The 24373-nt window shown below is 57.5% G+C and carries 19 protein-coding genes; 3 read left to right on the top strand and 16 right to left on the bottom strand.

Annotated features, from left to right (window positions below):
• Positions 1 to 19 precede the first annotated feature (19 nt).
• From nqrE to FIV08_RS06905, 6 genes are all read right to left on the bottom strand, one after another.
• Positions 20 to 628, bottom strand: coding sequence for an NADH:ubiquinone reductase (Na(+)-transporting) subunit E (gene nqrE, locus FIV08_RS06930; protein WP_072677623.1), 609 nt, complete (start codon positions 626 to 628; stop codon positions 20 to 22).
• Positions 628 to 1293 carry an NADH:ubiquinone reductase (Na(+)-transporting) subunit D gene (locus FIV08_RS06925; RefSeq protein ID WP_058090112.1) on the bottom strand — a complete coding sequence of 222 codons (666 nt, stop codon included), beginning with the start codon at positions 1291 to 1293 and terminating at the stop codon, positions 628 to 630. Before FIV08_RS06925 ends, nqrE begins: the two co-directional genes overlap by 1 nt.
• Before the next feature lie 2 nt (positions 1294 to 1295).
• Positions 1296 to 2090 (bottom strand): Na(+)-translocating NADH-quinone reductase subunit C, encoded by a 795-nt coding sequence (locus FIV08_RS06920; protein ID WP_061331857.1) that lies wholly within the window; start codon positions 2088 to 2090, stop codon positions 1296 to 1298.
• A complete protein-coding gene (locus tag FIV08_RS06915) occupies positions 2083 to 3291 on the bottom strand; it encodes an NADH:ubiquinone reductase (Na(+)-transporting) subunit B (protein WP_061331856.1) in 1209 nt (402 codons plus the stop codon). The genes FIV08_RS06920 and FIV08_RS06915 overlap by 8 nt, the downstream gene beginning before the upstream one ends.
• Positions 3292 to 3295: 4 nt before the next feature.
• Complete coding sequence (locus tag FIV08_RS06910; RefSeq protein WP_061331855.1) at positions 3296 to 4642, bottom strand: Na(+)-translocating NADH-quinone reductase subunit A; 1347 nt, start codon at positions 4640 to 4642, stop codon at positions 3296 to 3298.
• Positions 4643 to 4877: 235 nt separating this feature from the next.
• Positions 4878 to 6347 (bottom strand): glyceraldehyde-3-phosphate dehydrogenase, encoded by a 1470-nt coding sequence (locus tag FIV08_RS06905; protein ID WP_061331854.1) that lies wholly within the window; start codon positions 6345 to 6347, stop codon positions 4878 to 4880.
• Positions 6348 to 6518: 171 nt separating this feature from the next.
• On the opposite strand from FIV08_RS06905, the gene mfd reads away from it, so the two are divergent.
• A complete protein-coding gene (gene mfd, locus FIV08_RS06900) occupies positions 6519 to 10052 on the top strand; it encodes a transcription-repair coupling factor (RefSeq protein WP_152437791.1) in 3534 nt (1177 codons plus the stop codon).
• A gap of 30 nt (positions 10053 to 10082) precedes the next feature.
• Positions 10083 to 10862, top strand: coding sequence for a CsiV family protein (locus FIV08_RS06895; protein WP_216646178.1), 780 nt, complete (start codon positions 10083 to 10085; stop codon positions 10860 to 10862).
• Here FIV08_RS06895 and FIV08_RS06890 read toward each other — a convergent pair.
• From FIV08_RS06890 to FIV08_RS06870, 5 genes are read right to left on the bottom strand one after another with little or no spacing between them, the layout of a single operon-like run.
• Positions 10846 to 11634: an S-methyl-5'-thioinosine phosphorylase gene (locus tag FIV08_RS06890; RefSeq protein ID WP_152437790.1), complete on the bottom strand. Its 789-nt coding sequence runs from the start codon at positions 11632 to 11634 to the stop codon at positions 10846 to 10848. The two genes, FIV08_RS06895 and FIV08_RS06890, sit on opposite strands and share 17 nt — an antisense overlap.
• Positions 11618 to 12826 (bottom strand): mechanosensitive ion channel family protein, encoded by a 1209-nt coding sequence (locus tag FIV08_RS06885; RefSeq protein WP_106695437.1) that lies wholly within the window; start codon positions 12824 to 12826, stop codon positions 11618 to 11620. Before FIV08_RS06885 ends, FIV08_RS06890 begins: the two co-directional genes overlap by 17 nt.
• A gap of 23 nt (positions 12827 to 12849) precedes the next feature.
• Positions 12850 to 13359 carry a L,D-transpeptidase family protein gene (locus FIV08_RS06880; protein WP_416376907.1) on the bottom strand — a complete coding sequence of 170 codons (510 nt, stop codon included), beginning with the start codon at positions 13357 to 13359 and terminating at the stop codon, positions 12850 to 12852.
• Between the two features lie 50 nt (positions 13360 to 13409).
• Entirely contained in the window at positions 13410 to 14087 is a 678-nt protein-coding gene (locus tag FIV08_RS06875; RefSeq protein WP_061331848.1) for a TetR/AcrR family transcriptional regulator, read from the bottom strand.
• 60 nt (positions 14088 to 14147) lie between these two features.
• The gene (locus tag FIV08_RS06870) at positions 14148 to 15044 is read right to left on the bottom strand and encodes a hypothetical protein (protein ID WP_106695436.1); all 897 of its coding nucleotides are present in this window, start codon (positions 15042 to 15044) and stop codon (positions 14148 to 14150) included.
• A gap of 157 nt (positions 15045 to 15201) precedes the next feature.
• Between FIV08_RS06870 and FIV08_RS06865 the strand changes: the two genes are divergently transcribed.
• On the top strand, positions 15202 to 15825 hold the full coding sequence (locus FIV08_RS06865) for a riboflavin synthase subunit alpha (RefSeq protein WP_152437789.1): 624 nt from the start codon (positions 15202 to 15204) through the stop codon (positions 15823 to 15825).
• 4 nt (positions 15826 to 15829) lie between these two features.
• On the opposite strand, the gene FIV08_RS06860 is transcribed toward FIV08_RS06865, so the two are convergent.
• From FIV08_RS06860 to FIV08_RS06845, 5 genes are all read right to left on the bottom strand, one after another.
• Positions 15830 to 16963, bottom strand: a complete 1134-nt coding sequence (locus FIV08_RS06860; protein ID WP_152437788.1) for a class I SAM-dependent methyltransferase — start codon at positions 16961 to 16963, stop codon at positions 15830 to 15832.
• A gap of 185 nt (positions 16964 to 17148) precedes the next feature.
• Complete coding sequence (locus tag FIV08_RS06855; RefSeq protein WP_152437787.1) at positions 17149 to 18216, bottom strand: class I SAM-dependent methyltransferase; 1068 nt, start codon at positions 18214 to 18216, stop codon at positions 17149 to 17151.
• Positions 18217 to 18360: 144 nt separating this feature from the next.
• Positions 18361 to 18534 carry a hypothetical protein gene (locus FIV08_RS19695; protein ID WP_172972251.1) on the bottom strand — a complete coding sequence of 58 codons (174 nt, stop codon included), beginning with the start codon at positions 18532 to 18534 and terminating at the stop codon, positions 18361 to 18363.
• A gap of 124 nt (positions 18535 to 18658) precedes the next feature.
• On the bottom strand, positions 18659 to 19336 hold the full coding sequence (gene can / locus FIV08_RS06850) for a carbonate dehydratase (RefSeq protein WP_061331843.1): 678 nt from the start codon (positions 19334 to 19336) through the stop codon (positions 18659 to 18661).
• 65 nt (positions 19337 to 19401) lie between these two features.
• Positions 19402 to 24282, bottom strand: a complete 4881-nt coding sequence (locus tag FIV08_RS06845) for an NAD-glutamate dehydrogenase (RefSeq protein ID WP_152437786.1) — start codon at positions 24280 to 24282, stop codon at positions 19402 to 19404.
• Positions 24283 to 24373: the final 91 nt, after the last annotated feature.

Genomic DNA, 24373 nt, shown 5'->3' with positions numbered 1-24373 from the left:
CCGATGATCCGGGGGCGCATTACAGCGAGATGCCGGAGAACGACATAAAGCCGAGCGACATCAGGCCGACAGTGATGAAGGTAATACCAAGGCCACGCAGGCCGTTGGGAACATCACTGTACTTGAGCTTCTCGCGGATACCCGCCAGGGCACCAATGGCCAGGGCCCAGCCCACGCCAGCGCCAAAGCCGTAAACCACACTCTCGCCAAAGTTGTAGTCACGCTCAACCATGAACAGTGACGCACCCAGGATTGCGCAGTTAACGGTGATCAGCGGCAGGAACACGCCCAGCGCTGCGTACAGCGACGGGATGTACTTGTCGAGAACCATCTCAAGAATCTGCACCAGTGCCGCAATAACACCGATGTAGGTCAGCAGTCCCAGAAAGCTCAGGTCAACATCTGGAAGACCTGCCCAGGACAGGGCACCTTCACGCAGAACAGTATTGAAAATCAGGTTGTTCACCGGCACAGACAGAGTCAGTACCACAACCACGGCAATACCCAGACCAATCGCCGCTTCCACCTTTTTGGAGATCGCCAGGAAGGTACACATCCCCAGGAAGAACGCCAACGCCAGGTTTTCAACGAAAATGGCCGTAACCAGAAGACTCAGATAATGATCCATTAGAAGGCCTCCCGGGTTTTATGGGCTGACATCTTGAAATCAGGCTCTTCAACCTGATCCGGCTTCCAGGTACGCAATGCCCAGATGCCCAGACCGATAATAAAGAACGCGCTCGGCGGCAGCAGCATCATGCCGTTCGGCACATACCAGCCACCATCGTTAACGGACGCCAGAATGGTGAAACCAAGCAGTTCACCAGAGCCGAACAGCTCACGGAAGAACGCAACGAACAGGATTGCAATGGAGTAGCCCAGTCCGTTGCCGATACCGTCAAGGAAACTCAGCATCGGCGGGTTCTGCATGGCAAAGCCTTCGGCGCGGCCCATAACGATACAGTTGGTGATGATCAGACCAACGAATACCGACAGCTGCTTGCTGATTTCATAGGCATAGGCTTTCAGTACCTGATCAACCACGATTACCAGCGACGCAATGATGGTCATCTGTACGATGATCCGGATGCTGTTTGGAATCTGGGTACGAATCAGCGATACCGCCAGGTTTGAAAACCCGGTTACCGCAATAACCGAAGCACACATAACCAGCGTAACGCTCAGGCTGGTGGTAACCGCCAGCGCCGAACAGATCCCAAGAATCTGCAGGGCGATGGGGTTGTTACTGAAAATCGGTTCAAAAAGAACCTTCTTGGCTGATACGTCAGACATGATCAGGCCTCCCCGTCGCGCAGATTTTTCAGGAACGGCGCGAAACCGTTCTCACCCATCCAGAAGTTGATCAGGTTCTCGACACCGCGAGCCGTCAGCGTTGCACCAGACAGGGAATCAATCTGATGCTCGCTGTCCGGATTGGCACCGCCTTTGATCAGGCGGATCTGGGGCTCACTCTTGTCGTCACCGTAGATCTTCTGGCCAACCCACTGGCTTTTCCAGCGAGGGTTGTCTACCTCACCGCCAAGGCCAGGCGTTTCCGCGTGGTCATAGAAGCCCAGGCCTTCGATGGTGTTCAGATCACCTTCCAGTGAAATGAACCCATACAAGGTGGACCACAGACCAGGACCGTGCACCGGCAACACCACACGAACCAGCTCGCCATCCTCCTCGAGGATGTAAACCGTGGCTGCGTGGGCACGACGACGCAGATTGGCGGTGTCTTGCTCACCCGACAGGCGGGTAGACATGTTCGGATCACCGGCAGCGCGGTACTGGTTGTAGCTCAGTACATCAGGCACGCCAAGCTCTTCCGGGGTGGTGAACCGGCCAGTACGCAGGTCAACCAGGCGCGGCTCGAACTGACCAAACAGTTCTTCGATACGGGCCCGATTGGCGCCAGGCTCCGCCATGCCGGCGGCCTGAAGGATATTGGACTTGATGTCCAGCTCCTGGTTCAGGGCCTGCTGCGGGCGCAAGGATACAGCTGCAGCAGACACAATCACGGAGCAAACGATACATAGGGCGAAAGCGACCTGAATGGTCTTTCCGACCGTCTCTTTTTTCTTAGCCACGTGCGAGCCTCCGTTTGATGTTGGCCTGAACCACGTAGTGGTCCATCAGCGGGGCGAACAGGTTGGCGAACAGAATGGCCAGCATAATGCCTTCCGGGAAGGCCGGGTTGACCACACGGATGAGGATAGTCATCACACCGACCAGAATGCCAAACATCCAGCGACCGGTATTGGTCATCGCAGCCGATACCGGGTCTGTCGCCATAAACATCATGCCGAAGGCGAAGCCACCCATAACCAGGTGCCAGTGAGCCGGAATGGCAAACATCGGATTAGTCTCGGACCCGACAATGTTCAGCAACAGCGACATACCGATCATGCCGATCAACACACCACCGACAATACGGTAGGAGGCAATCTTCATGGCCAGGAGGATCAGACCACCAATCAATATGGCAATGGTGGACGTCTCACCCATGGAACCCTGAATGTTACCCACGAAGGCATTCATCCAGCCGATCTGGGTTTCCAGTGCTTCCAGGCCGCCAGAGGCAGCCCAACTCAGAGCCGTTGCGCCACTGAAGCCATCAACTGCAGTCCAGACAGTGTCGCCGGAAATCTGCGCGGGATAGGCAAAGTACAGGAAGGCACGACCAGTCAGGGCCGGGTTCAGGAAGTTCTTGCCGGTACCACCGAACACTTCCTTACCGATAACCACACCGAAGGTGATACCCAGGGCCACCTGCCACAGCGGAATGGTGGGCGGGCAGATCAAAGCAAACAGTACGGAGGTTACGAAGAAGCCTTCGTTCACTTCGTGACGACGCACGGTGGCAAACAGCACTTCCCAGAAACCACCCACCACAAAGGTGACGGCATAGATAGGAATGAAGTAGGCCATGCCGTAGACGAAGTTGTCCCACCAGCCGGCACCGGCGCCGGTCACGGCCAGGGCGGTGATAAAGGCTTCACGCAGGCCGCCATCGGCAATCATGGCATCCGGGTTGGCTGCCAGGAAATTGTTGGCCTGAAAACCAATGTTCCACATACCGAAGAACATCGCAGGGAAAGTACACAACCACACAGTGATCATGATGCGCTTGAGGTCTACGCCGTCACGCACATGGGCCGTGGTGGAAGTTACTTTGCCAGGGGTGTAGAAAATGGTATCAACGGCTTCGTACAGGGCATACCAGCGCTCGTACTTACCACCCTTTTCAAAATGATGCTCGATTCCATCGAGAAACTGTCGGATAGCCATCGTATTATCCCTCGATCTCGATTCGGGTCAGGTTCTCGCGGAGAATCGGACCGTATTCATATTTGCCGGGGCACACAAAGGTGCACAGCGCCAGATCTTCTTCATCCAGCTCCAGGGCGCCAAGTTTCTGTGCCACTTCGGTATCGCCAACAATCAGTGCTCGCAGCAGCTGAGTCGGGAGGATGTCCAGCGGCATCACCTGCTCATAGGCACCGACAGGCACCATGGCCCGCTCACTGCCGTTGGTGGTGGTGGTGAAGTTGAACAGCTTGCCACCGGTCAGCTTGGACAGGTAGATGTTCAGCACCGAGAACTTGTTGGTGCCCGGAGACAGCCAGCCAATGAACTCACGCTTGGTGCCTTCTTCCAGCACCGACACCTGATTGGCAAAGCGGCCCAGGTAGGCACAGGGGCCGTCACCACGACGACCGCCGAATACCGAGCCTGAAATGGCACGGACGTCGCAATCAGTGGCGATCTCGCCATCCAGCAGTTCCGGCAGGCTGGCACCCAGGCGGGTACGAACCAGGCGGGGCTTCAGGGCTTTAGGGCCACCGATAGCCACAATGCGCTCAACCGGCACTTCACCGGTCTCGAACAGTTTGGCGATATCGATCACGTCCTGATAATTGATGCTCCAGACAGTCTTGCTGGCTGAAACCGGGTCCAGGTGGTGGATATGGGTGCCCACATTACCGGCAGGGTGCACACCATCGAACTGGTGTACTTCGATGTTGTCTGCTTTTGGTACAGACACGTCGGAGCCGGGCTTGCCGGTCACAAATACCTTACCGTTGGTCAGGCGGGAGATGATGGTCAGGCCTTTTTCGAACGCCTTGCTGTTCTCGCCGATAATAACGGTAGGGTCTGCTGCCAACGGATTGGTATCCATGACAGAAACAAAGATGGAGTTCGGTGCGGAGTCGATTTCCGGAACCTTGCTGTAAGGCCGGGTGCGGAACGCTGTCCACAGACCGGATTCAACCAGGTTATCAACTACCTGCTGGCGTTCCAGGCCGGCAAGATCGGAATCGTTGTAGCGGGCATAGGTTTCCGCCTCATCGCCATCCACTTCGATGACAACAGACTGGAACACGCGACGCTCACCGCGGTTGATTTCTTTCACTACACCGGCTGCCGGTGAAGTATAACGAACGCCTTCGGTCTTCTTGTCCGTGAACAGCAGCGTACCGCGCTTGACACGGTCTCCCTCTTTCACAGCCATCGTCGGCTTCATGCCGTTGTAGTCAAAGCCGATCAATGCCACGTGGCGAATCGGTTTGCCGTCAGTAATGGTCTGTTCGGGAGCGCCGCTGATGGGAAGATCCAGGCCTTTTTTGATCTTGATCATTAGCCTCATCCAATCATCAGAAACTTTTCTGTGGATTTTAACGCCCGGCCCCGCCGCTCGGGGGCGAGAATATGGGGGCCAGACATACCCAAAATCGCGCCAATTATAGAGATTAAGGAAACCTATTTCCACCGGTAAGGAAAATGGTTTTATCCCTCCAAAGTAGTAAAAAAGCCCCGGCAGCTCACGCTACCGGGGCCTTTTTGATCCGACTTAACTGAAACAGGCTTAGACTTTAGTCACGTGCCCGCTTCGGAAAGATCGGGTAAGTTACGCCGGCCATCTGATTGACACAGCGGATAACCTGAGCGCTGTAACCGAACTCGTTGTCGTACCATACGTACAGAATCAGGCGCTTACCGTTGGCGATGGTGGCCTGGGCATCGACAATGCCCGCGTGGCGGGAGCCTACGAAGTCTGTGGATACCACTTCCGGGGAATTCACGAAATCGATCTGCTTCTGCAACTCAGAGTGCAGAGCCATGTCGCGGAGGTAATCGTTCACCTTCTCTACATCCACGTCTGACTTCAGATTCAGGTTCAGGATGGCCATGGACACGTTCGGCGTCGGCACCCGGATAGCATTACCGCTCAGCTTGCCCTTGAGCTCCGGCAGCGCCTTGGCAACAGCCTTGGCCGCACCTGTCTCTGTAATAACCATGTTCAGTGCTGCGCTACGACCACGACGGCTACCCTTGTGGTAGTTATCGATCAGGTTCTGGTCGTTGGTGTAGGAGTGAACGGTCTCAACATGGCCATCTTCAATGCCGTATTCGTCGTTGATGGCCTTCAGCACCGGTGTAATGGCGTTGGTGGTGCAGGAAGCCGCGGACAGGATCTTGTCTTCGTCGGTAATCCAGTCGTTGTTGATACCATACACGATGTTCTTGATATCACCCTTGCCCGGCGCTGTCAGGATCACGCGACTGACACCCTTGGACTTCAGGTGCAGACCAAGGCCGGCTTCGTCACGCCACTTACCGGTGTTGTCGATCACAATGGCATTGTGGATGTCGTAGGCGGTGTAATCGACCTTGTCGGGGCCATCGGAATAGATCACCTTGATAAAGTTGCCATTAGCGATCAGGGCGGAGTTTTCTTCATCAACGGTGATGGTGCCATCGAAGGGACCATGCACGGAGTCACGGCGCAGCAGGCTGGCGCGCTTTTCCAGATCGTTTTCGGCACCGCCCTGGCGAACCACAATGGCTCGCAGGCGGAGATTGTTACCACCGCCGGCTTTTTCAATCAGGATGCGGGCCAGCAGACGGCCGATACGGCCAAAACCATAGAGCACTACGTCTTTGGTTTCGTTCTGGGCGTCCTGCTCTGACTGACTGGCATACTGGCCAACCACCGGGCCGATTTCACGCTTCAGGAATTCGGTGAGGTCACCGCCTTCAGCCTTGAACTTGACCGCCAGCTTGCCGATGTCCACGTGGGCGCGACCAAGATCCAGCTTGTCCATGGCCTGCAGGATCGGCAGCGTGTCGTGAACGGACAGCTCGCTGTTCTCAACCTGACGAACAAAACGATGGGCACGGATGATGTCGATCACCGACTGGTTGATGATCGCCCGGCCGTATACCGACGTAACAACGTTGTTTTTGCGGTACAGGCGGCCAATCAGCGGGATCATCGCTTCGGCGGTGGACTCTCTTTCTGTCCAGTTGGACAGGTGCTGGTTGATTTGTTCGTGACTCACGGTTGGAACCTCGTATAGCACTGGGAATAATTTTGAGGCGCACATTATCCAACTTAAGACGCCCGACGGCAAATAGCGATTTGTCGGTACCAGCCATGACACTGAAACCCCCGAACGCTAGAATAGCGCCGCTCGGTTCCAGACGCGCCAACTCAGGAGATTTGACAGCTCATGCCCCAAGGTTCCGCCCGTGCGGCCTCACCCGCCCCGTTGATTGCCCCGACGCTGCCGGATAAAAGCGCCGACCACCGCAAATGGGGCCAGCTTCACGGTTGCAGTGACGCCCTGGCCATCTGCGAGAGCGCCAAGCTGCACAAAGGACTGACCCTGGTGGTCACCCGAAGCACCGATGAAGCCATCCGCCTGGAACAAGCCATCCGGTTTTTCCTGAACCTGCCACCGGAAGAAGACGGCGCCACGGTGACCGAAGCCGGCCTTGAGCTGTTGTCGCTGCCGGACTGGGAAACCCTGCCCTACGACCTGTTTTCACCCCACCAGGACATTACTTCCAGGCGTATCCGCACCCTGCACCGGTTGCCATCCACACGCCACGGTGTTCTGGTGGTGCCCGCCCGCACCCTGATGCATCGGCTGGCGCCGCCAAGTTACCTACAAGGCAACACCCTGCTATTAAAGGTAGGCCAAAGCCTGGATATCGACAGCTGGCGCATGCAACTGGAGGCTGCGGGATATCACCACGCTGAAAATGTGTATGAGCACGGCGAATACGCGGTGCGCGGGGCGATACTGGACATCTACCCGATGGGCTCCAACCTGCCCTACCGGATTGACCTGTTCGACGACGAAATCGAAACCTTGCGCACGTTTGACCCGGAAACCCAGCGCTCCATTGACCGAATCGAACAGATCGAACTGCTGCCAGCCCATGAGTTCCCCTGGCACAAAGAGGCCCGGTCCGGCTTCCGCAACCGCTGGTTTGAACATTTCCCCCATGCCGACAAAGACGCCCCGGTCTATCAGGACGTCAGTAACGGTATTACCCCGCCAGGCATCGAGTATTACCTGCCATTGTTCTTTGACCAGACCGCCACTCTGTTCGATTACCTGCCGACCACCACACTGGTGTTTACCGCAGACGGCCTGAACGATGCAGTTGCAGCTTTCGATGCGGAAACCCGCGCCAGGCACGAGGACCGCCGGCACGACCGGCTGCGACCGATTCTGCCGCCGGCCGAGCTTTTCCTGCTACAGGACGAAGTGTTTGGCCAGATCAAGCGATACCCGCGCATCACCTGCACCCCCGACGCCATGGACGGCGCCGGTACTGCCAATTGCGGCGCCACACCGTTACCGGACGTGGCCATGGATGGCCGGGCCGCGGACCCGGCCGGGCGACTCAAACGCTTTATCAAGGAATTCCCGGGCCGCGTGCTGATTTGCGCCGAATCTTCCGGTCGGCGCGAAGCCCTGATCGAGAACCTGCGGGATCACAAGCTAAAGCCTGTCACCGTCAGCGGCTGGCAGGATTTTAACGAGAGCGATAATGCTGCCCTGGCCATCACCATTGCGCCGATGGAACAGGGAATGGTGCTACCGGAGCAGAACCTCGCCCTGATTACTGAAACCGCCCTGTTCGGCGAACGGGTTCTGCAGCGGCGCCGGCGTGAAAAGCCCACGGAAGTGGACGACCACGGCTACCGGGACCTGTCCGAGCTGCGGATCGGCTCGCCGGTGGTGCATATCGACCACGGCGTTGGCCGTTACAAAGGCCTGGAAACCATCCATGCCGGCGGCCAGGCCGATGAGTTCCTGACCCTGGAATACGCCGGTGGCTCGAAACTCTACGTTCCCGTTTCCAGCCTGCACCTGATTTCCCGCTACGCCGGCACCGACGAAGAGCACGCGCCCCTGCACAAGCTCGGCACCGACCGCTGGAGCAATGCCAAACAAAAGGCCCTGGAGAAGATACGCGACACCGCCGCCGAACTGCTAGACGTGTACGCCCGCCGAGAAGCCCGCAAAGGCTTCCAGTTTGAAGACCCGAAAGAGGCCTACCGGGCCTTCGCCGCCGGCTTCCCGTTCGAGGAAACGCCGGACCAGCAGGTAGCCATTCAGGCGGTGTTCGAAGACATGACTGGCGAACGCCCCATGGACCGACTGGTGTGCGGCGATGTGGGCTTTGGTAAAACCGAAGTGGCCATGCGTGCGGCCTTTCTGGCCACCTGGTCCGGCAAGCAGGTGGCGGTGCTGGTGCCCACTACCCTGCTCGCCCAGCAGCACTACGAATCCTTCCGGGATCGTTTTTCCGACACCCCGGTCACCGTGGAACTGCTCAGCCGTTTCCGAAGCGGCAGCCAGACCACCAAAGCCATGACAGCCATTGAGGAAGGCAAGGCAGACATCGTGATCGGCACCCACAAATTGCTGCAGGGCGATGTGAAGTTCAAGAATCTGGGCCTCGTCATTATTGATGAGGAGCATCGTTTCGGTGTTCAGCAGAAAGAACGACTGAAATCCCTGCGGGCAGAGGTGGATATGCTCACGCTGACCGCCACGCCGATCCCGAGAACCCTGAACATGGCCATGGGTCACCTGAGGGACCTGTCGATCATCGCCACGCCCCCGGCCCGCCGGTTGTCGGTCAAAACCTTCGTGCGCCAACGTGAAGAGGCCATGGTGAAAGAGGCGATCCTTCGGGAGATACTGCGTGGTGGCCAGGTGTATTTTCTGCACAACGATGTGTCGACCATTGAAAAAACCGCCGAAGATCTGCGCAGACTGATTCCGGAGGCCCGGGTGGGCGTCGCCCACGGCCAGATGCGGGAACGGCAGTTGGAACAGATCATGTCGGACTTTTACCACAAGCGCTTCAACGTGCTGGTCTGTACCACCATTGTGGAAACCGGCATCGACATTCCCAGCGCCAACACCATCATCATCGAGAGAGCCGACAAGTTTGGCCTGGCCCAGCTGCACCAGTTGCGCGGCCGGGTTGGCCGGTCCCACCACCAGGCCTACGCCTACCTGCTAACGCCACCACCGAAAAGCATCTCCAACGATGCCAAGAAACGCCTGGACGCCATCGCCGAAGCCCAGGACCTGGGCGCCGGCTTCATGCTGGCCACCCACGACCTGGAAATCCGAGGCGCCGGCGAGCTGCTGGGCGAGGAACAGAGCGGGCAAATTGAAAGTATTGGCTTCACCCTCTACATGCAATTGCTGGATGAAGCGGTAAAAGCCATTCGCGAGGGCCGCACCCCGAATGCTGAACTGCCCCTGAGCCACGGCACCGAAATGAACCTGCGCATCCCGGCATTGATTCCCGACGACTACCTGCCCGATGTGCACAACCGCCTGATGCTGTACAAGCGCATTGCCAGCGTCCAGAGCGAAGATGAATTAAAAGAACTTCAGGTTGAGATGATCGACCGCTTCGGATTATTACCGGAACCGGCCAAGAATCTGATCAACCAGACCCGGCTGCGTTTGAAAGCCGAAGCTCTGGGCATCGGAAAAGTGGACGCTGGCAAGGAATGGGTGCGACTGGAGTTCGGTGCGACCACACCGGTGGACCCTCTGGTGCTGGTTAAAAAAGTGCAATCCGCGCCGGACACCTACAGGCTGGAAGGCGCCAACAGCTTCCGCTTCCGGCTGAATGATGATTCAACCAGTGGTAAACTCGACGCCATTGCAGCCATGCTCACGGAATTGACGCCGGGCACCAAACCAGCCAAGGCGTCGTGAGCAAACAACGACTCAGGTGGAGTAAGACTCTTGCAAGCCCAGCAATTCTGTTTACGGCACACACTGATCGGTGCCCTTCTGGCAGCGGCCCTCATGCTAGCCCCGACCGCCCTGATGGCCCAGAGCCAGCCAGGCAATACACCCCGGGACTACTACCGAGCGGAATTCGTTATCCTGGAACGACTGGTTGACCCGTCCGGCATTGAAGAAAAAATGTCCGGCAAACAGGTTGAGCCCACCATTCGGCCCGACAAAGCCCTGTGGGTAGACCAGGCCGATGGTCGCCGGCAATCCGATCTGAAGCTGGTGCCACAGAGTGAGCTGCACCTGAACCAGGCTGCCCGACGGCTTGAAAACAGCGGTAACTATCGGGTATTGGCGGCCACGGGCTGGTACCAGACCTTCCCGCCGGATTACGACGGCGAGCCGCTTGAGATTGCGCTGGGAGACTGGCTACAAGAAGCGGGCCTGCGAGCGGTGGAAGGCCACATCACCATTGACCGCCAGCGGTTCCTGCACGTGGGCATTCATCTGAACCACTGGATGATTGACGAGAGCGCGCCGCGAGTTATGCAGGTAACACAGAACGTTGCAGAAGACGCCATGGAGCCTGGCGCCTCGGAAGAATCAGCCCCATGGCCAGGCACAGAAAATGGCGCCAGCTTTGGGCTGCCCGAGGCAACCAGCTCGGTCTCGCCGCTTAAACTGGTTACCTGGATCCGGGAAACACGCCGCATGCGCAGTGAGGAAATCCACTTCATCGATTCCCCCACGATCGGCGTGCTGGTGTTTTTCAAGCGGGTGGAGTGAGCACCCCAAGCTGACCCAGGTCGGCCATTGAGCGCTCGAGGATCAACCGCACCCCGGACATCCCCAGCTCAATGGCCTCTTCGATCTCCGCCATGGTAATGATGTGGTCGGATTTGCCCGCCGCCCAGTTCACCACCAGGCCCAGACTCACGTAACGCATTCCCAGTTCCGCCGCCAACACCGCTTCCGGCATGCCGGTCATACCCACGATATCACAGCCATCACGCTCCATTCGGCGTATCTCTGCTGCCGTTTCAAGCCGCGGCCCCTGGGTGGCGCCATAAACACCAAAGTCCGAGAACGGAACCGCCGCCTCCTTTGCGGTGGCAACCAGTAACGCCCGGGCCTGCTCGTCGTAAGGCCAGGTGAAATCAATGTGGGTGACGTGCTCCAGCTCCCCTTCAAAGAAGGTACTCGGCCGCCCCCAGGTGTAGTCAATCAGTTGATCCGGAATAACCACATGAGCCGGCCCCATGTCAGGGTGAATACCGCCAACGGCGTTGACACCCACCAGGGTTCGAACGCCGGCATCATAGAGCGCCTGGATATTGGCCCGGTAGTTCACCTGGTGGGGCGGAATCCGGTGCGGGTTACCGTGTCGGGACAGAAACATCACCTTCTGTTGCCCCAGCACGCCATGAACCAGGGCGGAAGACGGCTCCCCCCAGCGGGTGGATACGGTTTCCTCACCCACAATGGTGAGATCACTGAGGCTGGTCAGCCCGGTTCCACCAATGATACCAACCGGCTTGCTATCAGCGACTGCTGTCATTCTTGCTCTCCACCTGTTTGCCTGCGCTTTGCTCCCGATTATCCTCATTTCCCGGCTCGGATACTGACGACTCCTCGCTGTCATTGCCACTAACCCTCACGCCATCGGGAAGGTGCAGTGTGCGGGTCGGGAAGGCCACTTCGGCGCCATGGCTTTCAATAATGTCACTGATCTTCAGCAGAACATCCTCTTTGACCTCATGGAACCGGACCCATTGGGTGGTTTTGGTAAAGGTATAAACCATGATGTCGAGGGATGACGCATTGAAGGCCAGAAAATTCACAATCAGCGTCTCATCGGCGGCAATATCCTCATGGCTCTTGAGCATGTCACGTATTTCATCCACGATTTTCTTCATGGCGTGAACGTCTGCGTAACGAATACCGATGGTTTCCGAGATACGGCGATTGGTCATCCGGGATGGATTCTCCACCGCAATGGTAGTGAAGGCCGCATTGGGAACGTAAAGCGGGCGTTTGTCGAACGTGCGAATGGTCGTCAGGCGCCAACCGATGTGCTCCACCGTACCCTCAATATTCCTGTCCGGGGAACGCACCCAGTCGCCCACTTTAAAGGGGCGGTCCAGATGGATGATAAAGCCACCGAAGAAGTTGGCCAGCAGGTCTTTCGCCGCAAAACCCACGGCGATGCCACCCACACCACCAAAGGCTAGAACCCCGGAGATGCTGAAGCCCAGGGTCTGCAATGCGGTCAGAGCCGCCGTGATGATGATCACTGCCCTCAGCAGTTTGCTGATTGCGTTCACCGTGGTGTAGTCCATCGGTTTGCGCATTTTCATGGGCGAGATCAGAATCTTTTCTGCCTCTTTGACCAGCCTGAGCATGGCCCAGACCAACACCCAGACAAATCCGATCTGCAACAGCGTACCGTTCGCCTTGAAGATTTCAGCATCGGAGAAGTGATGGGCCACCTCAGCTGCCCAATAGACCCCCTGCAACCAGATAAACGCCACAACCGGCTTGCGGGCGGCATGGAGCACAGCGTCGTCCCAGAGATTACGGGTGGCACTGAACTTGCTCTCCAGGGCAACGATCACGCGGGATGCAATGAATGCCGCAGTGGCCGTTGCAAACACCAGCATGAAGATCAGAATACCGGCACGCCACCCTTCCGAAAGCATTCCGAAATCTTTTATCCAGCTGTTCAAAATGCTTAATGTTTCTCCGATCATCGTATCCCTCTGAACGTCAGTAATTAAAGAATCAAGACCCGTGTGCCCGGCGCAACGCGGTCAAACAGGTCCGCAACGTCCTGATTGCGCATGCGAATGCATCCATGGGAGCGGGCAACGCCCATAGGCTCGGTATCCGGAGTGCCATGGATGTAGATAAAGCGGCGAAACGTATCGACCCCTGGCCCACGATTACGCCCCCATTCACGGCCGCACAGCCAGAGAATTCGGGACAGGATCCAGTCCCGGTCTGGGTGCGCCGCGGCCAACTCCGGCGAATAGCGCTCACCGGTGGGCCTGCGCGCGATAAACACCGTGTTCAGCGGCAGGCCGCGGCCGATCATGGCCCGCACATAGTGTTCACCGCGAGGTGTGCAACCGCTGGCGTTACGCTCCCCGGGACCATTCAGGGCAGTGGATATCCGGTAACGGGCTAACGCCTGCCCGCTGGAATCCACCAGCACCAGGGTCTGGTCGGTGATGGAAATCTCAATGTGCGAGATCAGGCTGGATGGTGTGTGTACAGGGGGCACGGCTCCCTCCGGTTAAAAACCAGAGGGAAGCCTACCCGAGGCGGGGAACCTCAGGCAACAGAGACTTTGCTCTCAGGTGGCGGAGTCAGCAATTTATCGGGCGCTTGCATGCCGGCTGCCAGGAATGGCACCAGCCTGGCGGCAATCTCCTGCACGGAGGTTTCAACACCCAGTTTGTTCTGCAGGATATCCCGCAAAGCATCACTGCTGGACATGGTGAACGCCGTGGCTCCCAGCATGAACTGGATGCGCCAGTAACGGTCAACGGCGGTGAGTTCCGGCGTAGCCTCTTTGAGCAGTCGCATGAACCGGCCAAACGGCTGGCTGTATTCCTGCTCCAGGAACTTTCGCAGATGGCCCTGGGACTGGGTGTAAGCCAGCCCCAACAGGCGCATGAAGATGGAAATGCCACGCTCATTGCGCTGGGGCATCCGTATGGCACTCTCAGTGAGCGCCCAGAGGGTCTGGTTTAGCGTGGGGGGATTGCCGTCACACCGCTCTTCCAGGTCGTCGAAGGCGGTTTCCAGAGTCGCCGAAAATGGCGTCAGAAATCGGGCAAAAACCGCGTGGATCAACGCGTTTTTAGACCCAAAGTGATAATTGACAGCGGCCAGATTTACTTTAGCCTTACTGGTGATCATCCGGAGTGATGTTTCGGAGAACCCCCGCTCGGCAAACAGCTCCTCAGCAGCGTCGAGTATGCGGTCAACGGTATCAGACTGCGCCATGTTGTTTTCAGTGCCTCTAGCAAACGTCTGTTTGAAACATACGTTTGAAGACCCGCCATGTCAAGTTCGCTCGGCCGGCACCGCGGCAACCGATTGCCAACCCTTATCGATGGCTTCCTGATTACCATCGAAAAACGCCTGCTGAACGCGGCTGTACGCCTTTTCTGCTTCCAGCATGTAAATCAGATACAGGCGCACATACTCCCGCCGGACAAGTTGCCTGGCCAGAACCCGCTGTTCACTCAAGCGGATAATATCGCTGAACCTGGGATGCTTCAGTGCAGGGTTATACTCCGCCATCCTGGCGCATTGCCAAACCAACCCCTCCTTGCCTTCCAGATGCTCCACGTGCTTCCGGGCATCACGCAGCAGGCGCTGCCGCTTAACCACAAGGTCCAGATAGGACGGCTTCTCAGTGTAGATCCGCCGGATGATCGGCACTCCCAGCAACAGGATGATAACGAAGGCTCCAAAGCCACCACCGGCAATCCAGGCCGGGATGAAACCGGTGAGCCCGGAGAGAAAAATGGTGGCGGCCACCAGTGCACTGAACACCCACAGGTCGCGACTCCGGCGGGCGGCAGCCATCTGATAGTTGGTTGGCCAGTCAGACATCGACAACAGGTCGAAATCCATCAGCAGCACCCGATCACACTGGCGCAGCATCAGTCTTAGCTTGCGCTGCTTTGATTCCGCCAGCGCTTTCTCTATGTCACCCTGTGACTCGCGCCCCGCCTCGTTGTCCTGCTCATCACCCCCCTCCTGTTCGGCGGGCTCCGGGGTTCGATCAGACTCCGACCGCGCCGCCTCTGATGCTTGCAGAGCCGCAGTGCGCTGAGCCGAGTTCAGGGCAGACCCCGCAGCGTCGGGCACCGGATCAGCCGCACGGCCCGGCCTCAGGACCGCGCCCGGAGCGTTGGCATCGTCTGTCAGGTTCTTTGCTGTTTGCTCAGCCATGAGGCCACCTTATCGGTTCGTTCCTTTTGCAAGTATCGGCCAATACGACTGTTTCTTGAATGTCCTGTTTGCCGACGCTTGTTCAGCGGGCTTTCTTGGCAACCGAACCGGCCACCGGTATCCTTGCTCGATCACATCAGGGTTCAGGAGCACCACTATGTTTACCGGTATTGTTCAGGGTATCGCCAAAGTCACCGAGATTATTGCATCACCGGGCCTGAATACTCTGGTAGTCGACTTTCCAGGGGCACGGGTTGAAGGCGTGACCATCGGGGCGTCGGTTGCCATTAACGGAACCTGCCTGACGGTCACTCGACAGGACGGAACCCACCTTTATTTTGACGCCATGCAGGAAACCCTGCGCCTGACCACACTTGGGGAGCTATCCCCCGGAGACACAGTAAACTTTGAACGGGCAGCTCGCATTGGCGATGAGATCGGCGGCCACCTGCTCAGCGGCCACATTCATACCACGGCTACCCTGGTGGACATCGTTCGGCCAGAGAATAACGTAACGTTGTGGTTCGAACTTCCTTCAGAGTGGCAAAAGTACGTGTTCCCGAAAGGCTATATCGCCATCAACGGCGCCAGCCTGACCATCGGCGAGGTTCAGGAGAACCGGTTTAACGTGCACCTGATCCCGGAAACCCTGCGCGCCACCACGTTCGGAAGCGCTGAGCAAGGGCAAAGGGTGAACATTGAGGTAGACAGCCAGACCCAGACCATCGTAGACACCCTGGCCCGGCTCGGCTACGACCGGCCGCCGACAGCCGGGAGCTGAGGGTTCACAGGCAGGCTTCAAAAACGACGAAACGCGGGCTTGCCGCCCGCTGTACCACACTGCTGAAATAGCGTTTCAGGGAGCGGTGATACCCCAGGTGGCGATTCCCCACCATCAACAAGGTGCCCTCGGGTTCCAGGTGCCGGGCAGCATCCCGGAATAGCCTCAAGGCGATGTGATCGCCTACTACCCCACCCTCATGAAACGGCGGGTTGAGCAGAATCAGCTGATAGTTTCCCGCGCCCCTGTCGACGCCGTCGGAATGGCAGACGCTGGCCCTTGCTTCAAACCCGCAACGCATCAGATTATGCCGTACACTCGCCACAGCCTGGGCGGACACATCGGCAAATTCCACACGGATATCGTCGCGGCAGGCCAGTGCCGCCAACCCCAGAACACCGTTACCGCAAGCCAAATCCAGTATCCGGGCACCCTTTGGGAGCCGGGCAACGGCAGGGGCTACAAGTGGCAGCAATTCACGGGTACCAATGTCCAGACGGTCCCGGGCAAACACCGCAGGCATGGCCTCCACGGCGACTGGAACGTCCGGAACGGAATAACCTTTCCAGAGCCCTGACCAGCCCGCCAGGCTTGCCTCTCCCCGGCGACAGACCACAACACGCGCCTTTTTGCGGGCTGGCAGAACGGCTTCGGTGGGCATGGCTTCGGCAAATACGTCAACACTGCGATCTGGAAGGTGCTTGATCATGCCCCCGGCAAGCAGGCAGCCATTGCCTGCCAGTGCGGAATTCACCCAGCGCAGCAGCCACGCCAGGTATTCACTCTGACGCGGCACACGCATGACGATCAGGTCAAAGGGCCCCTGCGGTGGATTCAGCCAACTGGCCAGCTGTGCAGGGGAAGGTATACCCGGATTCAAAGGGGCGTTAGTGCTCAATGCACCCTCAAGAACTGCGCTGTCTGCCACCGATACCGGTGCGTAGTCAGACAACCCGAGCGTAAGTGCGCCAAACTGGTCATCCACCACCAATACACGATCGCTAGCGTGCACTCGGCGTATGGCTTCATCCAGAAGCAGCTCATCCGCTGCATCCCAGGCACGTAAGTTCGGGTCACTCACGCCGGGGCGACAGAGCACTCGCTGACCAGCAGAGAACTCTAACGTTGCGGTTGTCATTTTGGGCACTCTGTTTCAGGTTTGATGAAAATGACCGGTTTTAGGCTGTTTACTCTAGAAAATAATCCTAAGTTAAAACTGTTCACGCCGAACACCCTTTCCGGTTACGTAGTCCGGCTCTTCATGCCCGGACGAACGGCACTTTTCCGGAGATACACTTTTGCCCCTTACCCCAGGGGCTTTTTTTATGGGCGCAACCCGGCACTGGCGCGGCGAAAAGCCCGATAAACCGTAAAGCGACGATCCTGAGCCAGTCGCTCTACCGGCCCGATATGCCGCTGGATGTCGCCCTCATAGGGCAGGAAACTGTTTGCCACCAGTCGCAACTCCCCTCCGGGCACCAGGTGACCAGCCACATCCCGGAGAAACTGCTCGGTCATGGACGTGTCGGTTTTGACCCCGCTGTGGAACGGCGGATTGGTCACTACCGCCTGCCACCGCCCTTCAAGGGTCGAAAGCCCGTCGGCAGCGTAGATCTGGCCATCCAGGCCTGCCCTGGCATAGGTGGCTTCGGAACAAAGCACAGCCTGGGCCTGGACATCCACGCCGTCCACTGTCACCGGTGAGCGCCCCTGCCGTTTGGCAAAGCCCTGCAACCAGCTACCGATCACGCCGGCGCCACAGGCAAAGTCGAGCACGCGCTCAGCCTTCAAGGGCGACTCCGCCAGGGTTTCAAGCAGCATCCGCGTGCCCGCATCCAGCTCCCCTTCACTGAATACCCCCGGCAGTCCAGCCACGGCGATTTCAACGCCTGCACACTCGAGCTGGCTCCAGCTGATCCATTCACGAACATCAAACACCGACAGGGGCTGACTATTGGTGCCGACCCAGACCTGACAATGCCGGGCACTGTCCACCTTGCCCGTATCGGAAGCCACTTCGTTGAACTGTTTGACCGCACCACCGATGCCTTCTTTCTTCTCGCCAATCAGCACCAACCTGGCGCCTTCACAACCCAGAAACCGAGCCATTGTCAGGCGCAAAGCCAGCTCCGCCCGGGCCTTGGGCAGAAAAACCACAACCGTGTCGTAATCTGCGGCGGCCAGACCATCGGTGTCGTAGCCAAAACAGGCCTTCCAGCCAGACCGCTGTGCCAGTGCGCTGTATACGCCCGCATGCTCACTCATGGCCAGGCCACTGTCACCACATTGGGACAATACAAGAGGCTCGGTAACACCCAGTAAGGCAAGCCGTCCCTGTAACAGATCGCGGTTACGAAGAAGAACGTCGTGGGTATTGGTCAGTGCAGACATGGATAGCAAGCCCGTTGGAGATCGTAAAAGGCGTTATGCTAACCGGAAAAAAGCCCTGAGTCTGCCATCGCGGCACATCAGGGCTTTATCAGAAAGGGAAACGGAGCAGTAAATCAGAACACCAGTGGGCACCTGGTGAAGGCCTTACTTGTATCGAGCAACGGTGCCGACACGCAGTGCATCTTCCGGTGACATTCCCCAGTCTTCCTGGGGGCGGGGTTCGCTTCGCTTGCTGTCCTGCCGATTACTGCTCATGGTCGTGGCCGCGTTTCTGCGAGCTTCGATTGCACTCAGCGCCTTTTGCATCAGTTCTTTCATGGTCACCTCCCTCATTACTACAGTAACTACTGTACCAAACACAGGGGTGACCATCTGTGATGACGCCAAGGGTCAACAAGTGACGCTCGTCACGATTCTTTGACACTTTTTGACATTTAAGGTGTCATGTTTTTTGACGACCTGACCGAACGGGTCGCTCCACCAGCGCCTGAAGGTTTTTCTGACGAACCTTCTCCCGCTCCTCTTCACCGGTGATCGCCAGCCCCATGTCGCGCAGCAGGCCATCAGCCACATCGTAGACAAATCCATGAACGGTCAGGGGTTGGCCACGGCGCCATGCCTCCAGGAGAATATTGTTCTGGCACACGTGGGCTACTTGTTCCAACACGTTCAGTTCGCACAGGCGGTCCACCCGGTCCTCAACCGTCGGCAAGGCATCCAGAACGGACTGGTGGCGGTCCCGAACATCCTGTACATGGCGCAGCCAGTTTGAAATTAGGCCGAAGCCCTCGTTCAGCAGCGCTGCACGCACCCCACCGCAACCATAGTGGCCAACAACCATGATGTGTTTGACCTTCAGCACGTCAATCGCAAACTGAAGCACCGACAGGCAATTAAAATCCGTATGCACCACAACGTTCGCCACATTGCGGTGGACGAACAATTCCCCCGGCATAAGATCGACAATCTGGTTGGCCGGCACCCGGCTGTCTGCACACCCGATCCAGAGATATTCCGGTGCCTGCTGGTTTTTCAGGCGCTCGAAAAACTTCGGATCGCCCGCTTTGATACCGTCTGCCCAGGCACGGTTTTTCTCCAATAAATGTTGCAGGTGTGGCATTCACACGTCTCCCGGCATTGATTCCCGCCCGGGATTGAACGGGAATCAACGGCATAACGCAATAGTCAGTTGGTCTTGGCGTCTTCGGGCGACTGATGCATGGTGCTCTGGGCCAGGTCCAACAGCTCCCGCAAAGCCACTGAAAACATTGCGTATTCGGGCTCCCGGGCACTCTTCAGCTCGGCCAGCATGGCTTTCCAGCGATCAATCATGGGCTGATGCTTCACCTGCCAGGCGTCCACACTGTCCATGACATCCTCGGGTTTTCTGGCCAGCTTAAGGACGCCCGTCGTCAGGGCCCGTTGCTGCCAATCCAGATCTTCCCGGAAGCTCTCACGGGCCAGCGCCTGCCAATGGGAATTCGGTGTCAGCACCGCAATGGAGTTGGCGAACCAGTTCAGATCAAGCCGCTCACCCAAGTCGTAGTAGAGGTTGGCCACAGTCTTGAGTGGCATACTGGTTGCCTCCTGAGCTTCAATAATGCCCAGGGATGAGTACAGATACCCGGTACCAGCCAGTACCTGGGCAAGGTCTTTTGGCAGGCCCGCACTGGCCAGGTCCGAATGGCGTTTTTCCCAGACGGCACAAGCCTGTTCACCCAGGTACTCTGGCAGGCTGGACGTAATCGCCCAGACGCTGTCGGCAAAGCGTTCCATATGGCTCTGGATATTGAGCTCTGCGCGGCGATTGCGAAGCAGCCAGCGCACAGCCCGTCGCATCAGGCGCATCAGGTCCTGCATCAGTTCTATCTGCAAACTGGCGGACACGTGGTAATCCAGTGCTTCAATGCGGTCCCACCAGTTGTCAATGCGGAAGACGTCGCGGGCAATAATCCAGGCCAGGGCAATGGATGCCGCATCCGCGCCCGTTGACTGGTTCAGCCGCTCGACAAAGGTGATACCCATGTGGTTAACCATATCGTTGGCAATCTGCGTTGCGATGATCTCCCGCCGCAACTGGTGCTCGCCAAGCTCCGAGGAAAACCGCTTGGTGAGTTCCTTCGGGAACACCTTGTACATTTCCCCGGCCAGCAGCGGGTCATCCGGCAGGTCGCTGTCAATCAAGGTCTGCTTCAGGTCGCCTTTGACATAGGAAATCAGCACCGACAATTCAGGTCGGGTCAGACCCTTCTTGGCCAGTTTGCGTTCGGACAACGCTTCGTCGTCCGGCAGAAACTCCAGATCCCGGTTCAGCTTGCCCTGCCCCTCGAAGGTATTCATCAGCCGGCGATACTCTTCCAGGCGTGGCGCCGTATCGATACTGGCAATGCTGATGGCCTGGGTCTGGCGGTAGTTATTCTTGAGCACCAATGCGGAAACATCGTCGGTCATTTCTTCGAGCATGATATTGCGCTGCTTGCCGGTGAGATCGCCCATGGCGACCGCACGATTGAGCAGGATCTTCATGTTCACTTCATGGTCCGAGCAATCCACACCGCCAGAATTATCGATGAAATCGGTATTCAGCCGACCGCCTTTCAAGGCGTACTCGATGCGCCCGAGCTGGGTAAAGCCCAGGTTACCGCCCTCTCCGACCACCTTGCAGCGCAGCTCACCGCCGTTGACCCGAAGGCCATCGTTGGCTTTGTCGCCTACATCGGAGTGACTTTCAGAGGCAGATTTCACATAGGTGCCAATACCACCCACCCAAAGCAGATCCACTTCCGCCTTAAGAATGTGGCTAATCAGCATATTGGGCGGAACACGGTCGGCCTTGATACCCAGCAGCTTTTTCATCTCCGGGCTGACCGGAATGGACTTGGCGCTCCGGCTGAATACGCCACCCCCCTTGGAAATCAGCTTGGCATCGTAGTCGGTCCAGGCTGAACGGGGTAACTCAAACAGCCGCTTACGCTCCTTGAAGCTCCTTTCAGCATCCGGGTTGGGATCGATGAAAATGTGAATGTGGTTGAAGGCCGCTACCAGCCGTGTTTTCTCGGAGCACAGCAATCCATTACCGAAAACGTCGCCGGCCATGTCGCCAATACCAATGGCGGAAAATTCGTCTACCGCGGGGTTGATGCCCATTTCGCGGAAGTGCCGCTCAACCGACACCCAGGCACCCCGGGCAGTGATGCCCATTTTCTTGTGGTCATAGCCATTACTGCCGCCGGAGGCGAACGCATCGCCCATCCAGAAGCCGTATTCGGCCGCCAATCCGTTGGCAATGTCCGAGAAGGTCGCCGTGCCTTTGTCCGCAGCAACCACCAGATAGTGATCATCGTCATCGTGACGGATCACCCGCTGCGGCGGCTCAATGGCCGAATCCACCAGATTGTCAGTGATATCCAGCAGCCCGCGAATGAATGTTTTGTAGGCAGCAATACCCTCCGCCTGGAACGCCTCGCGGTCCGAAGGATCTGGCAGGCGCTTGGCCACAAAACCGCCTTTCGCGCCAACAGGCACGATGACGGCATTCTTCACCTGCTGGGCCTTGACCAGGCCCAGGATCTCAGTGCGATAGTCCTCGAAACGGTCGGACCAGCGCAGGCCACCACGGGCCACTTTACCGCCACGCAAGTGCACACCCTCAACCCTCGGCGAGTACACGAAGATCTCGAACATGGGCATGGGCAACGGCATGTCCGGTATCCGGGTTGGGTCAAACTTCACGCTGATGTACGGCTTCGGCTGACCGTCGGCATCCGGCTGGTAATAATTGGTGCGTAACGTGGCCTGCATCAGTTCCATGAACAGCCGCAGCACCCGGTCTTCACTGAGGTTCTCAACTTCATCAAGGCCGGCATTGAACTCAATTTCCAGCTTCTGCTGAGCTGCCTCGCACTTGCCCCGGCTCTGGAACCGGTCCGGATTGAAACGGATCTCAAACAACTCCAGCAGTGTCCGGGTCAGATTGACGTGGTTCACCAGGGTGTTGGAGATAAAGGTCTGACTATTGGAGAAGCGGATCTGGCGCATATAGCGGGCGTAAGTCCGCAACAGCGCGATTTCCCTCCAGCTCATGTAGGACGACAGCATCATCCGGTTGAAGGCGTCGTTCTCCGCCTCACCGTGCCATACCCGGCGGAAAAGCTCCTCGAAGATCGGGCGAATGCGATGAATGTCGACCACGCTGCCGGAATGAGCCTGCAGGGTGAAATCGTGAATCCATACCGTCTTGCCGGTACGGTCGATGACCTCGAAAGGGTGCTCTCCGATGACACGAAAGCCAAGATTGTCGAAAATCGGCATCACATCCGAGAGGGGCAGCGGTTCATCCGGGTAGAACAGCTTGAAGTGCAAGGTGCTCTCGTCTTCCTCCAGCGCCCGGTAAAAACTCATGGCCAGGTCATCGTTACGGGCCGAGGCGACAATGTGTTCCAAATCAATAGCCGCCCGCCGGGGAGAGAACATATCGGTATAGCTCGCTGGGAAGCCACCGGCCCAGACCCGGTACATCTCGTTACCGTATTCCTCTCCGTAGGCTTCACTTAGCGCCTCATACAGGCCATCACGCCAGGATTGCGCCAGTTCAATGACCTTGTCCCGGATTTCCGCCAGCGGCAGCTGCCGGTTTTCAACCTGCGGCACCCGGATGGTGAACTGTACACGGGCCAGCACCGATTCGGAGAAGTGGGTAACGAATTCGATGTCTTCCGCTTCCAGCCGGTCCAGCAGTACCTGCTCAACCTTCAAGCGCAGCTCGGTGTTGTAGATATCACGGGGAAAGAACGCCAGACAGGTCACAAACTGGCCGTAGACGTCTTCGCGCATGAACAGCTCAATTCGACGGCGCTCCTGGATATACAGGATATTCTTGGCCACCCGCAACAGTTCATCGGTTTCAATCTGGAACAGTTCGTCTCGGGGATACAGAGTGAGTATCTGCTCCAGCTCCTTGCCTGCGTAGTCATCGGTCAGGAAACCGGAGCGCTTCATGACACTCTGGAATTTGCGGCGCAGCAGGGGGATTTCATCGGGCCGCTCGTTGTATACCCTGGCGGTGTACAGCCCCAGGAACCGGCGCTCACCAACCACTTCACCTTTGCTGTTGAATTTCTTGACCGCGATATAATCAGGGTACGCCGGGCGATGTACCCGGGAACGCTGTGCCGACTTGGCAAAGATGAAAATATCGTCCGTGCGGGTCATCTCGTGCCGGGTTCGCTGGGGCAGCTCATTCAGGCGAACCTTGTCAGGGCGTTCGTTGTTGACCCTCAGAATGCCCAGCTCCGAATTTTCAACCCGGCGGACCACCATGCCCTGTTTGTCCTTCGCGAAGTCATACTCGTCATAGCCCAGGAACGTAAAGTGATCTTCCACCAACCACTGCAGGAAGGCCTTCGCCTCCTGCTTTCCTTCGTCACTGATGCCAGCCGTCGTGGCCTCGAGTTCGGAAAGAATCTCACTCACCTTGTTTTTGACAACCGGAAAATCCTCCACGGCAATCCGCACTTCGTGGAGCACATTCTGCAGGGCATCCTCAAGGTTACGCAGATCTTCCGGCGCGCTGTGCCGGTCTATCTCGAGGACAATAAACGATTCGTAGGCGGCACCGGCCGTCGCCTTTTTAGTGGATAACAACTTCTTGAGCTTGCCATCCTTGTCCCGCTGCACATTCAGGATGGAATATTGAATGGAGTGCGTCCCGATCTCACGCTGATTAATAGCAATTCGTAGCGAATCGATCAGAAACGGAATGTCAGGGTGCAGGATGAAAATGACGGTATGAGTGGACTGCCATCCGTCGCTTTCCAGATCGGGATTGAATACTGAAACAGGTGTCGCCTCGGCATTACGTTTCTGGATAAACTGCCACGCCGCAAGCATCGCACCATAGGTATCTGAAAACCGGCGACTCACCAATTCCTCTAGAGGAACATGCGCATAATGCTGTCGGGCGAATTCCGCGATCTTTTTCGCCTCGGTCTTTGCAATCTTCTCTGAGAACGCATCGGCCAACTGTTCAAAAAACTGATCCTTGCTGGCGATTGTCAGCGCATTCATATCCAACCTCTGGTTTGTGTGAAATAAACGTAATCAGGGTATCGTCACATAAGCATAGTCAAGCCCTTGATTTTTGCCGGCCAGACACCAA

Origin of the sequence: Marinobacter sp. THAF197a (genome assembly GCF_009363275.1) — a bacterium.
Classification (GTDB): Bacteria; Pseudomonadota; Gammaproteobacteria; order Pseudomonadales; family Oleiphilaceae; genus Marinobacter.
Note: the sequence above shows the minus strand (reverse complement) of the source record. Positions and strands in the feature narration are given on the sequence as shown.